The following is a 12,497-nucleotide window of genomic DNA, read 5'->3' as shown; positions in this document are numbered from 1 at the left end:
GGGGCGGCCCGGCGGCGGCTCAGCCGTCGCCGAGTGCCAGGAAATCCTTCTTGCCGAGCTCGACGCCGTTGTGGCGCAGCAGTGCGTAGGCCGTGGTCACGTGGAAGAAGAAGTTCGGCAGCGCCCAGTGCTTCAGGTAGAACTCGCCCTTGAACTGGATCGGGTCGCGATTGCGCATCGGGATCGTGATCTCGCGCTCCTCGCTGCCGTCGATCTTGTCGCGCCCGACGCTGTCGATGAACTCCAGCGTCTTGCGGATGCGCTGGCGCAGTTCGTCAATCGTGGCCTCGTTGTCCTCGAACTTCGGGATCTCGATGCCGGCCAGCCGTGCGACGCAGCCCTTGGCGCCGTCGCTGGCGATGCGGATCTGCGCAATGAAGGGCAGCATGTCCGGCGCGAGCCGCGTCTGCAGGTAGTTGTTGGGGTCGAACTTGCGCGCCTGCGCATGGGCCTCGGCCTTGTCCAGCCAGCCGAGCATGCCGGTCAGCTGGCGCTTGAAAACCGGCACGCTGGCCGAGTACATCGAGAGGGACATTTGAAGTGCTCCAGAAGGGGTGACGTGCAGCGAGCCGCAGCCGAAATTATGCGCGGCCGGTCCCATCAAGCCTGATGCGGCTCTGACGCCTTGTCACGCGTCGGGGGCGGCACAATGGCCGCGCCCCGCCATGAACATCATCATCCTCGACGACTACCAGGATGCCGTGCGCAAGCTGCGCTGCGCGGCGAAGCTCGACAACCTCAATGCCAAGGTCTTCACCAACACCGTGAAAGGCATCGGCCAGCTGTCGGTGCGCCTGCGCGATGCCGACATCCTGGTGCTGATCCGCGAACGCACGCACTTCCCGCGCGCGCTGCTGGAAAAGCTGCCCAAGCTCAAGCTGATCGCGCAGACCGGCCGCGTCGGTCCGCACATCGACGTCGCGACCTGCACCCGCATGGGCATCGCGGTGGCCGAAGGTATCGGCTCGCCGGTGGCGCCGGCCGAGTTGACCTGGGCGCTGATCATGGCCGCGATGCGCAGGCTGCCGCACTACATCGGCACGCTCAAGCACGGCGCGTGGCAGCAGTCGGGGCTGAAGTCGGCGTCGATGCCGCCGAACTTCGGCCTGGGGCTCGTGCTGCGCGGCCGCACGCTCGGCGTCTGGGGCTACGGCAAGATCGGCCAGCTGGTTGCCGGCTACGGCAAGGCCTTCGGCATGCAGGTCATCGTCTGGGGCAGCGACGCGTCGCGCCTGAAGGCTGCGGCCGACGGCTACACGCCGGCCGACAGCCGCGAGCAGTTCTTCGAGCAGGCCGACGTGCTGAGCCTGCACCTGCGGCTGACCGAGCAGACCCGCGGCATCGTCACGCTGGACGACCTGGCGCGCATGAAGCCGACCTCGATCTTCGTGAACACCTCGCGTGCCGAGCTGGTGCAGGAGAACGCGCTGGTCACGGGCCTGAACCGCGGCCGGCCCGGCATGGCGGCGGTGGACGTCTTCGAGACCGAGCCGATCCTGCAGGGCCACCCGCTGCTGCGGCTGGAGAACGCGGTGTGCACGCCGCACATCGGCTACGTCGAGCAGGACAGCTACGAGCTGTACTTCGGCGCCGCGTTCGACAACGTCGTCAATTTCATCCGCAACGAACCGACGAACCTGGTGAATCCCGAGGCCCTGAAGGTCCTCCGGTGATTGAAGCCCGCCTAGACTGGCGCCCTCCCCGAGGAGGACGACCGGTGCGCGGGCAACCGGCGCTCGGGACGCGAGCGCGATGACCCCCACCCCCAACGATCCGCGCGGCGCCCGCTGGGCGCTGCTGTACGGCAACTTCTCGATCGGCTGCGGCGTGATGGTGCCCACCGGGGCGCTGAACGACCTGGTCTCGTCGCTGAAGATCAGCGTCGCGGTCGGCGGCCAGCTGATCGCCGTCGCCGCGGTGGTGATGGCCGTCGGCGCGCCGCTGCTCGCGGCCTTCGTCGCCGGCATCGACCGGCGCCGGCTGCTGACCTTCGCGCTCGGCTGGTTCGCGCTGGGTCATGCGCTGTCGGCGCTGGCGCCGAACTACGCCGCGCTGCTGCCGGTGCGCGCGCTGACGGTGCTGGGCGCCGCGGTGTTCACGCCGCAGGCCGCCGCGGCCATCGGCATGATGGTGCCGCCCGAACGGCGCGGCCGCGCGATCACCTTCGTCTTCCTCGGCTGGTCGGTGTCGTCGGTGCTGGGCATGCCGCTGCATGCCTACATCGGCGAAGCCTTCGGCTGGCGCTACGCCTTCGGTCTCGTCGCGGTGCTCGGTCTCATCGGCACCGCGTGGGTCTGGCGCGCGATGCCCGACGGCGTGCGGCCGCCGGCGCTGTCGCTGCAGAGCTGGCGCGAGGTGTTCACGCACCCGGCGCTGATGGCGACGATCGGCGTCACCGCGTTAAGCGCCGCCGGCCAGTTCACGCTGTTCTCGTACTTCGCGCCCTATTACCGCCAGGTGCTGGGCGCCGATGCGGCGCAGATCAGCACCATCTTCATGTGGTTCGGCGCGATCGGCGTGATCGGCAACGTGCTGCTGTCCAGGTACATCGACCGCATCGGCGCCGCGCGCGCGGTGGCCTGGCTGCTGGGCGCGATGGGCTTGAGCCTGCTGCTGTGGCCGCTGGGCACCAGCTTCGGATCGATGGCGCTGGTGATCATGCCGTGGGCGCTGGGCTGCTTCGCGTCGAACTCGGCGCAGCAGGCGCGGCTGAGCATGGCCGCGCCGGCGCTGACGGCCGCGCTGGTGGCGCTGAACAGCTCGGCGATGTACGCCGGCCAGGCGCTGGGCGCCTCGAGCGGCGGGCTGGTGGTCGCGCAGGCCGGCTTCGGGCCGCTGCACTGGATCGGCCTGGCCTGGATGTTGTGCGCGATCGCCTTGAGCGTGTGGGCTGCGCGCCGCATGGCGGCGGCACCGCGCGTCGCCGCGGCGCATGGCTGAGGCCGCGCCCGCCACCGAGCCGCCGCTGCGCCGGCCGCAGTCGGCGGCCGAGCTCTTCCGCGTCTTCAACCGCCTCGCGCTGCAGGGCTTCGGCGGCGTGCTGCCGATCGCGCACCGCGAGCTGGTCGAGCGCGAGCACTGGTTGAGCCCATCGCAGTTCGTCGAGCTGCTGGCGCTGGGCCAGGTGCTGCCGGGGCCGAACATCATCAACATGGCGATCATCTTCGGCGACCGGGCGTGCGGTTGGCGCGGCGCGCTGGCCGCCTCGGCCGGGCTGCTGACGGTGCCGATGGTGATCGTGCTGGCGATCGCGACGCTCTACACCCAGGTCGCCGAACACCCGCTGGCCATCGGGGCGCTGCGCGGCATGGGCGTGGTCTCGGCCGGGCTGGTGATCGCGATGGCCTTCAAGCTGCGCTCGACGCTGAAGACGAACCCGCTCGGCCAGCCGGCGAGCTGGTTCATCGCCGCGCTGACGCTGGCGCTGATCGGCGGGTTGCGCTGGCCGCTGGTGGGCGTGGTCCTGGGGCTGGGCAGCGTGTCGATGGCGCTGGCTTGGTGGCGCATCCGCGCGCAGCAGAGAACGGCGTGAGCTGGCCGGACGCAAGCACCCTGGCGGCTGCGGCCGAGCTGTGGGGCCTGCACGGCCTCGGCTGGGACGACCTGCTGCAGCTGATGCTGCACTTCATGCTGCTGTCGATGATCGCCGTCGGCGGCGCGATCACCGCGGCGCCGGACATGCACCGCTACCTCGTGCAGCAGCAGCTGTGGCTGGGCGACGCGCAGTTCACCGCGTCGGTGGCCATCGCGCAGGCCGCGCCGGGGCCGAACATCCTGTTCGTCGGCCTGCTGGGGCTGCATGTCGCCGGCTTCGCGGGCCTGGTCGCGACGATGGTCGGCATCATGCTGCCCTCGTCGCTGACCGCATGGGTGGTCGGGCGCCTCGGCCACCGCCGCGCCGATTCGATCGTGCTGCGCGCCTTCACCGCCGGCATGGTGCCGCTGACGCTGGGGCTCCTGCTGGCCACCGGCTGGGTGCTGACGGCGCCGACGCGCGGCCACTGGGGCACCTGGGCCGTCATCGCCGCGACGGCGGCGACGATGACCTGGACCAGGCTCAGCCCGCTGTGGCTGATCGCCGCCGGCGCGCTTGCCGGCATGGCCGGGCTGACCGGCTGAACGAAGAAGGACCCCCATGCTGCTCGACGGCATCCACGACCTGCCGCTGTTCATCGCCGCCGGCCTGCTGCTGAACCTCACGCCCGGCGCGGACGTCGCGCTGATCGCCGCACGCGCCGGTGCACACGGCTTCCGTGCCGGCGCCGCCGCGGCGCTGGGCGTCGGCGCCGGCTGCACGCTGCATGCGGTGGCGGCGGCGCTGGGGCTGTCGGCGCTGCTGGCCGGCTCGGCGCTGGCCTTCGACGTGATCCGCTGGATCGGTGCCGCCTACCTGGTGTGGCTGGGCCTCTCGATGCTGCGCACGCGCATGCCGCCGCGGGATTCGATCGGCGCCGGCGCCACGCCCGCCGCGGGCGAACCGGCCGCCGCGCCGGCCGCGGCCACCGGACGGCCTGCGGCCGCCGGCTTCGGCCGTGTCTTCCTGCAGGGTTTCCTGACCAACGCGCTGAACCCGAAGGTGGCGCTGTTCTTCCTCGCCTTCGTGCCGCAGTTCATCGACGCCGGCACGGCGCACAAGGCGCAGGCCTTCCTGGTGCTGGGCGCGGTCTTCAACATCAACGGCACGCTGGTGAACCTGGGCTTCGCGTGGGTCATCGCCGCGCTGCGCGCGAAGCTGGCGCGCGAAGGCGCCGGGCCACGGCGCTGGACCACGTGGCTGACGCGCGGCGTCGGCGCGCTCTTCATCGCGCTGGGGGTGCGGCTGGGCCTGGCCGAGTCTTCTGTTCGTTAGCCGAAGCGCCCCTGCAGAAACCACACCGCGTCGTCTTCGACCGGTGCCACCCGCGGCCGGAACAGCCACACCAGGGTGCCGTCGGCGCAGCCGGCGACGTAGTAGTCGCGCAGCACGAGGCCCTCGTCCCACCAGCCGGTCTCGATGCGCTCGGGGCCGGCCAGCAGCAGCAGCGGGCGGCCGTCGAGCAGCGGACGGCCGTCGCGCTGGGCGAGCGGCATCGGTTCGGGCAGCAGCCACGCGGGGCGGTCGAGCACGTCGGCGGCGGCATTCGCGGCGGACTGAACCATGCGCTGTTCGATCGCGGGTTCCGACGGCGGCGCGGCTCCGGCACGCGCGGCGTCGACCGGACGCGTCACCGTGCCGCGTTCGGGGCGGTGATCGCGCGCGAGCGCCAGCGACTGCACCGCTTCGCGACCCAGGCGCGCCTGCAGCCGTTCGATCAGGCGCGTCAGGCCGGCGCGTTCGCTGGCCCGGGTGGGGAACAGCTCGGCATTCGGCGCGGCGCCGGGCACCAGCGCGTCGCAATGCACGCTGAGCTCCAGCGCCGGCGCGGCCAGCGGCAGGCGGCCGATGCGCTCGGCGAGCAGCATCTGCAGGTGCGCGACATCGGCCGACGCGGCGGCCGGCTCGATGTGAAGCATCGTCATCGGCGGCGTGCGGTCGTCCGCGCGGTGGCGGCGTTCATGGTGCATCACCAGCGTGAAGCGGCCGATGCGGCCGTGCTGGGCTTGCGCCCAGGCCACCAGCCGCGCCAGCAGCACACGCGCGCCGGCGATCACCTGCTCGCTGCGGTCGGCACGGGTGAAGAGCTCGATGCGGGCATGGAAGCGCGGCGGCGCGACGATCCAGCGCTGCGGCTCGGGCGCGCGGCCGCGGGCCTGGTCGAGCTCGTCGAGCAGCTCGGGGCTGAAGCGCCGCGCAACCCCCGAACGCGGCAGCGCGCGCAGGTCGGCCAGCGTGTGCAGGCCCATGCCCTGCAGAGCGTCCCAGTGTTCCCGGCCCGGGCCGAGCAGCCAGACCGGTGCGTCATCGAGCAGGCGGCACAGTTGCGCGAGCTCGCTGCTGTGCGGTCCGATCTCGAAGCCCGGGCGCCAGCGCGCCAGCAGCGCGGCGCCGCGCGCGGTCGGCGCGGTGGCCAGCTGCAGCCGATGGCCCAGCGGTGCCATCGCCTGCCGCAGGCGGTCGAGCAGCTTCTGCAGGCCGCCGAAGTAGCGCAAGGTCGATTGCACCTCCAGCTGCACCGTCGTGCCGTGGTCACCCAGGGTGACTGCCGGCGTGAAGGCCAGCGCCGCCTGCGCCACCGATTGCAGCGCGATCGCGTCGCGGTGCGCATCGGCCTGGCCGAGCAGCAGCTCGGCCGACAGCGCGAGCGCGGTGGCACGCTTGAAGCCCGGGCGGATGCCGAGCGCGCGCGCGGGCTCGTCTGCCTGCACGATGCGGCCGTCGGCGACCAGGGCGATCGGACGCGGCGGGCCATCGGTGGCCACGAGCGTCGCGCGAAAGGTCTCGAGCGAGAGCCAGGGCAGGTGCAGACCGATCCACAACATGGGATGACGTTCAAGAGCAGCGGCCTGTCCGGCAGGGGGATCGGGCCACCGTGGATCAGGCGGATTCGGACGGGCGCGCCAGGCGCTGCGGGCGCAGCAGCTGCGCCGGCGTGCGGCCGCGCAGCTCGGGCTCGAGCACCGGCGGCAGCTGCAGCTGCAGCGTCTGCAGCAGCGGCGGCCCGCGACGCTTCAGCAGCTTGAGCGCGAGGCGGTCGAAGCCCGCCGGCTGCAGTGACAGCCGCAACGGCGCCGCGCTGGGACGGTGGCGCGCTTCGGGCTCGCGGAACAGGAACACCGGCCCGTCGTGCGCCTGCGCGGCCAGCTGCAGCCGGCGCAGCACGTCGACCGACAGCCGCGCCGGCAGCCACGCCAGCGCGGCGCCCAGGTGGCCGCTGCGCAGCGACTGCTCGAGCGCCCACAGCACGTCGGCACTGGGCAGGAGATGCCGCAGGTAGGTTGCGCCGCGCGTGCCTTCGCGGCCATGCACGACCACCAGCCGGCGCGCATCCAGGCCCAGCTGTGCCAGCGCCCAGCCGCACAACGCGGCCGGCGGATCGAACAGCATCACGCAGCGGCCGTCATCGGCGGCGGCTTCGCCCACCGGGGGCCGTGGCGCCAGCAGTGTCTTCAACACCGGCGACAGCAGGCGCAATTCGCCGACGCCGGGATGCGGCAGCAGCAGCTCGGTCAGCATGCGGTGCGGCCAGCCGCCGCCGGGCAGCTCGGCATCGAGCGCCGCGAAGCCGCTGGCGGTGGTGACGATGCGGCCGCCGCCGAGCTGGTGCGCCCGCCACAGCGCGGCGTGCAGGGTTTCGGGGGCCGGCGACCGGTGCGGCGCCCGGGGCGCCGTCGGCAGGCGCTCGCCGGCCGGCATCGTCAAAGGCGCTGCGTCGAACGAAGACTCATCGCGCGTCGGCGTGGACCGCGGTTCGATGCTCTGCGCCGGCGGTGGGTCGGCGCTCTGCGCCGGTGGCGGGTCGACGAGGGAACCCGGCGCCACTCGCGCGACCTGCCCGTCCGCCGGGGCGACGGCCGTTGCAGGCTCGTCGTCGAACAGCGACAGGTTCTTCGTCAGCGGCGGCGACAGGTTCACGAACATACTGTAGTTTTATACAGTCATCGTGGCAAGCGAGCCCCCGCGGCGCCAGGTCCTCCGGGCCGTCCTTTTGCACGGATCACGCCCCGATAATGCCCGTCGCGCTGCGCTGTCTCCCCTCGCCGGCGTTGCCCCCCACGCCGAGATGCCATCCCTGCTGCAGCGCCTGAGCCGCCTCCTGCCCTACTTCCGCCAAGCCCGGCTGGGCCTGGCGCTGGCGCTGATCGGCTCGCTGATCGGCGCTGCGACCGAGCCGATGGTCGGCCAGCTGCTGAAGACGCTGCTCGATTCCGGCTTCCAGGACCGCACGCTGCCGATGTGGGCGGTGCCGGTGGCCATCGTCGGGCTGTTCACCGTGCGCGGCGTCGCCGGCTTCGTCGCGCAGCTGGGGCTGTCGTGGTCGGCGCAGCGCGCGCTGCAGCAGTTGCGCCAGCAGCTCTTCGACCGCGTGCTCACCGCCGAGCCCGCGATGTTCGGGCTGCGCTCGACCAGCCAGCTGACCAACACCCTCGTCTACGAAGCGCAGACGGGCGCGACGCTGCTGGTCAGCGCGCTGTTGACCACCGTGCGCGATTCGTTCGCGCTGGTCGCGCTGCTGGGCTACCTGTTCTGGCTGAACTGGAAGCTGACTCTCTTCGTCGCGGTGCTGTTCCCGGCCGTCGCGTGGGTGATGCGCGTGGTCGGCAAGCGGCTGCACCGGCTGACGCGCGAGGGCCAGACCGCCGTCGACGAGCTGGCCTACGTGGTCGAGGAGAACGCGCTGGCCTGGCGCATCGTGCGCATGCACGGCGCGCAGCCGGCACAGGCCGGCCGCTTCGAGCGCCACGCGGTGCAGTTGCGCCGCGTGCTGCTGAAGATCGCCGCCGCCGGCGGCGCGATCACGCCGCTGACGCAGGTCTTCGCCGCGCTGGCGCTGTCGGCCGTCGTCACGCTGGCGCTGTGGCAGAGCCAGGCCAGCGGCTCCAGCGTCGGCAGTTTCGTCGCCTTCGTCACGACGATGCTGATGCTGGTGGCGCCGATCAAGCACCTGTCGGACGTCTCGGCGCAGCTGACGCGCGGGCTGGTGGCGATCGAGCGCGGCCTGGAGCTGATGGACCAGAGCCCGCCCGAGCGCGGCGGCACGCACGACCCCGGGCGCGCGGCGGGCGACATCTCGCTGCAGGGCATCGGTCTGCGCTATCGCGACGACCAGAGCCCCGCGCTGGACGGCCTGGACCTCGCGATCCATCGCGGCGAGACGGTGGCGCTGGTCGGCCCGTCCGGCGCCGGCAAGACGACGCTGATCAACCTGCTGCCGCGTTTCGTCGAGCCGACCGCCGGCCGCATCCTGCTCGACGGCGTGCCGCTGCCGGACTGGCAGGTCGATGCGCTGCGGCGGCAATTTGCGCTGGTCAGCCAGGACGTGGTGCTGTTCAACGACAGCGTGCTGCACAACATCGCGCTCGGCCAGGACGTCGACCGGGCGAAGGCCCGCGCGGCGCTGAAAGGCGCCAACCTGCTCGACTTCGTCGATGGCCTGCCGCAGGGGCTGGACAGCCTGGTCGGCCACAACGGCAGCCAGCTCTCCGGCGGCCAGCGCCAGCGCCTGGCGATCGCGCGTGCGCTGTACAAGGACGCGCCGATCCTGATCCTCGACGAAGCCACCTCGGCGCTCGACAGCGAGAGCGAACGCGCGGTGCAGGAGGCGCTGGACCAGCTGATGCGCGGGCGCACCACCATCGTCATCGCGCACCGGCTGTCGACCATCGAACATGCCGACCGCATCGTCGTGCTCGACGCCGGCCGCGTCGTCGAGCAGGGGCCGCATGCCGAGCTGCTGGCGCGCGGCGGCATCTATGCGCGGCTGCACGCGCTGCAATTCCGTAGCTGATCGAAGAAGCGGCCGCGCACGGCCGCACCCCGTCGCCGAGATGAACCGAATCTGCCGACTCCTGTCCCTCGCCTGCCTGGTGAGCCTGCTGTGTGCCTGCGCGGGCCTGCCGCCGCGTGGCCCGGTCCAGACCAGCCACGCCTACCGCGACACCGGCGCCACCGCGCTGGCGCGCATCGCCGAGGCCAGCCGGCCGGCGGACGCCGCAGCGCCCTCGGGCTTCCGCCTGCTGCCGACCGGCGAATTCGCCTTCGACGCGCGCATCGCGCTGGTCCGCCGCGCCGAACGGTCGCTCGACCTGCAGTGCTACCACCTGCAGCGTGACCAGTCCGGCCGCATGCTGCTGCGCGAGTTGCGCGACGCGGCGCTGCGCGGCGTGCGCGTGCGTCTGCTGCTCGACGACTTCTACGCGGCCGAGATCGACGACCTGCTGCTCGGCCTGGCCGCGTTCCCAAACGTCGAGCTGCGGCTGTTCAACCCGCTGCCGCTGCGCCACGGCAGCCCGCTGGTGCGGCTGCTGCTGTCGCCCGGCAGCTTCCAGCAGTTCAACCACCGCATGCACAACAAGCTGTTCATCGCCGACAACGCGGCGGCGATCTACGGCGGGCGCAACATCGGCGACGAGTACTTCATGAGCAGCCGCGAGGCGAACTTCGTCGACATGGACCTGCTGTCGACCGGGCGCATCGTCGACGAGCTCTCCACGGTCTTCGATCGTTACTGGAACAGCGAGGTCGTGTGGCCGCTGCACGCGCTGCTGCCGCGCGCGGACGATGCGGCCCGGGCGCGCAGCGCCTTCGACGCCGCGGTGCAGGACGCGCAGCCGGCGCCGCCGCGCTACCGCAGCGACCCGCTCGGCCACACGGCCGTCGGCGAGCAGTTGGCCGAGGGCCGCCTCGCGCTGACCTGGGCCCATGCCCAGGTGCACGCCGATCCGCCCGAGAAGGCCGCCGACGCCGGCCTGCTGAGCAAGCCGACCGCGGCGATGCAGGGCCTGATCGACGCGATGCAGACCGCGCGCCGGCAGATCACGATGATGTCGCCGTACTTCCTGCCCAACGACGCGGCGCTCGACCGCATGCGCCACGGCATCGCCCACGGCGTGAAGTTCCTGGTGGTCACCAACTCGCTCGGCTCGACCGACGAGCCGCTGGTGCACGACCACTACAGCCGGCGCCGCATCGAGATGCTGGCGATGGGCATCGAGCTCTACGAGTTCAGCCCGGTGCTGGCGCGGCGCTCGCAGCGCTTCGGCGGCTTCGGTCAATCGGTGCCGCGGCTGCATGCGAAGGTGACGACGGTCGACGGCCGGCTGCTGCTGGTCGGGTCGGTCAACCTCGACGGCCGCTCGGCGATCGGCAATACCGAGCTCGGCGTGGTGATCGAGAGCCCGGCGCTGGCCGGCGGGCTCGCCGGGCTGGTCAGCGGCCAGGGCCTGGCGCCGATGCTCAAGCTGCGCCTGGCCGAGGACCGCAGCGTCGAGTGGATCGGCCGTGACGGCGACGGCCGCATCACCGTGACCCGCGACGAGCCCGACGGCAGCACCTGGCTGCGCTTCAAGCTCTGGTGGCAGTCGCTGTTCGTCTCCGAACGCCTGCTGTAGCCCGCGCGCGCTATGCTGCGGGCCCCTCCGGCCCTCGAGCGATGCCCCCCATGCCTGCGATCAGCCGCTACCCCGTGCCCGACCTGGCCGACCTGCCCGAGGACATGCGCACCCGCATCCTCGAGGTGCAGGACAAGGCCGGCTTCGTGCCCAACGTCTTCCTCGCGCTCGCGCACCGGCCTGCCGAGTGGCGCGCCTTCATGGCCTACCACGACGCGCTGCTGCTGAAGGAGACCGGCTCGCTGAGCAAGGGCGAGCGCGAGATGATCATCGTCGCCACCTCGGCGCACAACCAGTGCCTGTACTGCGTGGTGGCGCACGGCGCGATCCTGCGCATCTACGAGAAGCAGCCGCTGATCGCCGACCAGCTGGCGGTGAACTACCGCAAGGCCGACATCACGCCGCGCCAGCGCGCGATGCTGGACTTCGCGATGAAGGTCTGCACCGCGTCGCACACCGTCGAGCAGGCCGACTTCGATGCGCTGCGCCCGCACGGCTTCGACGACGAGGACGTCTGGGACATCGCGGCGATCACCGCGTTCTTCGGCCTGTCCAACCGCATGGCCAACCTGACCGGCATGCGGCCGAACGACCAGTTCTACCTGATGGGCCGCCTGCCGCGCGAGAAGAAGCCCGACGCGAAATGAACCACCTGCTCTCGAACATCGTCGCCGGCGCCTGGCGCATGGCAGACTGGCAGCTCGATCCGCAGCAGCGCCTGCGCTGGATCGAGCAGAACGTCGAGCTCGGCATCACCAGCTTCGACCATGCCGACATCTACGGCGGCTACCAGGTCGAGACGCTGTTCGGCGAGGCGCTGGCCCTGCAGCCCTCGCTGCGCCACCAGATCCAGATCGTCACCAAGTGCGGCATCCGGCTGCGCTCGGACGCCCGGCCCGAGAACGGCTTCCATTGTTACGACACCTCGGCGGCGCATGTGCGCGCCTCGGTCGAACACTCGTTGCGCGCGCTGCGCACCGACCACGTCGACCTGCTGCTGATCCACCGCCCGGATGCGCTGATGGACGCGTCGGAGCTCGCCGACACCTTCCACGCGCTGCGCCGCGAAGGCAAGGTGCACCACTTCGGCGTCTCGAACTTCATGCCGTGGCAGCTCGAGCTGCTGCATGCGCGCTGTCCGCTGGTGACCAACCAGGTCGAGCTGTCGCCGCTGAAGCTCGACGTGCTGCACGACGGCACGCTGGACCAGTGCCAGCGCCTGGGTCTGCGGCCGATGATCTGGTCGCCGCTGGCGCAGGGCCGGATCTTCACCGGCGACGACGATGCGGCGCGCCGCGTGCGCGTCGAGCTGCAGCGCCAGGCCGACGAGCTGGGCACGACGATCACGACGCTGGTGTTCGCGTGGCTGCTGCGCCACCCGAGCCGGCCGCTGCCGATCCTCGGGTCGCGGCGCCTCGAGGCCGCGCGCGAAGCGGTCGCGGCGCTGGACCTGCGGCTCGACAACCAGCGCTGGTATCGCATCTGGACCGCGGCGGCCGGGCACGAGGTTCCCTGACCTCCGAAGTGAG

At 71.8% G+C, this 12,497-nt stretch carries 12 protein-coding genes; 9 read left to right on the top strand and 3 right to left on the bottom strand.

Annotated elements, in window-relative coordinates:
* Positions 1-19: 19 nt before the first annotated feature.
* On the bottom strand, positions 20-535 hold the full coding sequence (locus tag P1K89_RS12855) for a DUF1993 domain-containing protein (RefSeq protein WP_284616849.1): 516 nt from the start codon (positions 533-535) through the stop codon (positions 20-22).
* 130 nt (positions 536-665) lie between these two features.
* On the opposite strand from P1K89_RS12855, the gene P1K89_RS12850 reads away from it, so the two are divergent.
* From P1K89_RS12850 to P1K89_RS12830, 5 genes are all read left to right on the top strand, one after another.
* The gene (locus tag P1K89_RS12850; protein ID WP_284616848.1) at positions 666-1,673 is read left to right on the top strand and encodes a D-2-hydroxyacid dehydrogenase family protein; all 1,008 of its coding nucleotides are present in this window, start codon (positions 666-668) and stop codon (positions 1,671-1,673) included.
* Between the two features lie 79 nt (positions 1,674-1,752).
* Positions 1,753-2,940: an MFS transporter gene (locus P1K89_RS12845; RefSeq protein WP_284616847.1), complete on the top strand. Its 1,188-nt coding sequence runs from the start codon at positions 1,753-1,755 to the stop codon at positions 2,938-2,940.
* Positions 2,933-3,532 (top strand): chromate transporter, encoded by a 600-nt coding sequence (locus P1K89_RS12840; protein WP_284616846.1) that lies wholly within the window; start codon positions 2,933-2,935, stop codon positions 3,530-3,532. Before P1K89_RS12845 ends, P1K89_RS12840 begins: the two co-directional genes overlap by 8 nt.
* Positions 3,529-4,119, top strand: a complete 591-nt coding sequence (locus P1K89_RS12835) for a chromate transporter (RefSeq protein ID WP_284616845.1) — start codon at positions 3,529-3,531, stop codon at positions 4,117-4,119. Before P1K89_RS12840 ends, P1K89_RS12835 begins: the two co-directional genes overlap by 4 nt.
* A 16-nt stretch (positions 4,120-4,135) precedes the next feature.
* On the top strand, positions 4,136-4,849 hold the full coding sequence (locus P1K89_RS12830; protein WP_284616844.1) for a LysE family translocator: 714 nt from the start codon (positions 4,136-4,138) through the stop codon (positions 4,847-4,849).
* Here the strand turns inward: P1K89_RS12830 and P1K89_RS12825 are convergent.
* Together P1K89_RS12825 and imuA are read right to left on the bottom strand one after the other, a co-directional pair.
* A complete protein-coding gene (locus P1K89_RS12825; protein ID WP_284616843.1) occupies positions 4,846-6,399 on the bottom strand; it encodes a Y-family DNA polymerase in 1,554 nt (517 codons plus the stop codon). The two genes, P1K89_RS12830 and P1K89_RS12825, sit on opposite strands and share 4 nt — an antisense overlap.
* 55 nt (positions 6,400-6,454) lie before the next feature.
* Positions 6,455-7,498, bottom strand: a complete 1,044-nt coding sequence (gene imuA / locus P1K89_RS12820) for a translesion DNA synthesis-associated protein ImuA (RefSeq protein WP_284616842.1) — start codon at positions 7,496-7,498, stop codon at positions 6,455-6,457.
* Between the two features lie 142 nt (positions 7,499-7,640).
* On the opposite strand from imuA, the gene msbA reads away from it, so the two are divergent.
* Genes msbA through P1K89_RS12800 form a run of 4 tightly spaced genes read left to right on the top strand, consistent with a single transcriptional unit; the run spans position 7,641 to position 12,484 of the window.
* Positions 7,641-9,365, top strand: a complete 1,725-nt coding sequence (gene msbA / locus P1K89_RS12815; RefSeq protein WP_284616841.1) for a lipid A export permease/ATP-binding protein MsbA — start codon at positions 7,641-7,643, stop codon at positions 9,363-9,365.
* Between the two features lie 40 nt (positions 9,366-9,405).
* Positions 9,406-10,968 carry a phospholipase D family protein gene (locus tag P1K89_RS12810; protein WP_284616840.1) on the top strand — a complete coding sequence of 521 codons (1,563 nt, stop codon included), beginning with the start codon at positions 9,406-9,408 and terminating at the stop codon, positions 10,966-10,968.
* 41 nt (positions 10,969-11,009) lie between these two features.
* The gene (locus tag P1K89_RS12805) at positions 11,010-11,615 is read left to right on the top strand and encodes a peroxidase-related enzyme (RefSeq protein WP_439897978.1); all 606 of its coding nucleotides are present in this window, start codon (positions 11,010-11,012) and stop codon (positions 11,613-11,615) included.
* On the top strand, positions 11,612-12,484 hold the full coding sequence (locus tag P1K89_RS12800) for an aldo/keto reductase (protein WP_284616838.1): 873 nt from the start codon (positions 11,612-11,614) through the stop codon (positions 12,482-12,484). The genes P1K89_RS12805 and P1K89_RS12800 overlap by 4 nt, the downstream gene beginning before the upstream one ends.
* The last annotated feature ends 13 nt before the right edge of the window (positions 12,485-12,497 follow it).

Source organism: Aquabacterium humicola, assembly GCF_030167915.1.
Taxonomy (GTDB): domain Bacteria; phylum Pseudomonadota; class Gammaproteobacteria; order Burkholderiales; family Burkholderiaceae_C; genus Pseudaquabacterium; species Pseudaquabacterium humicola.
The sequence above is the reverse complement of the archived record's forward strand: the minus strand, read 5'-3'. Positions and strand labels throughout refer to the sequence as shown.

Excerpts from the sequence above, each read along its gene's own strand:
- P1K89_RS12855 (WP_284616849.1), bottom strand. The coding sequence starts at position 535 with ATGTCCCTCTCGATGTACTCGGCCAGCGTGCCGGTTTTCAAGCGCCAG.
- P1K89_RS12850 (WP_284616848.1), top strand. The coding sequence starts at position 666 with ATGAACATCATCATCCTCGACGACTACCAGGATGCCGTGCGCAAGCTG.
- P1K89_RS12845 (WP_284616847.1), top strand. The coding sequence starts at position 1,753 with ATGACCCCCACCCCCAACGATCCGCGCGGCGCCCGCTGGGCGCTGCTG.
- P1K89_RS12840 (WP_284616846.1), top strand. The coding sequence starts at position 2,933 with ATGGCTGAGGCCGCGCCCGCCACCGAGCCGCCGCTGCGCCGGCCGCAG.
- P1K89_RS12830 (WP_284616844.1), top strand. The coding sequence starts at position 4,136 with ATGCTGCTCGACGGCATCCACGACCTGCCGCTGTTCATCGCCGCCGGC.
- P1K89_RS12825 (WP_284616843.1), bottom strand. The coding sequence starts at position 6,399 with ATGTTGTGGATCGGTCTGCACCTGCCCTGGCTCTCGCTCGAGACCTTT.
- imuA (WP_284616842.1), bottom strand. The coding sequence starts at position 7,498 with ATGTTCGTGAACCTGTCGCCGCCGCTGACGAAGAACCTGTCGCTGTTC.
- msbA (WP_284616841.1), top strand. The coding sequence starts at position 7,641 with ATGCCATCCCTGCTGCAGCGCCTGAGCCGCCTCCTGCCCTACTTCCGC.
- P1K89_RS12810 (WP_284616840.1), top strand. The coding sequence starts at position 9,406 with ATGAACCGAATCTGCCGACTCCTGTCCCTCGCCTGCCTGGTGAGCCTG.
- P1K89_RS12805 (WP_439897978.1), top strand. The coding sequence starts at position 11,010 with ATGCCCCCCATGCCTGCGATCAGCCGCTACCCCGTGCCCGACCTGGCC.
- P1K89_RS12800 (WP_284616838.1), top strand. The coding sequence starts at position 11,612 with ATGAACCACCTGCTCTCGAACATCGTCGCCGGCGCCTGGCGCATGGCA.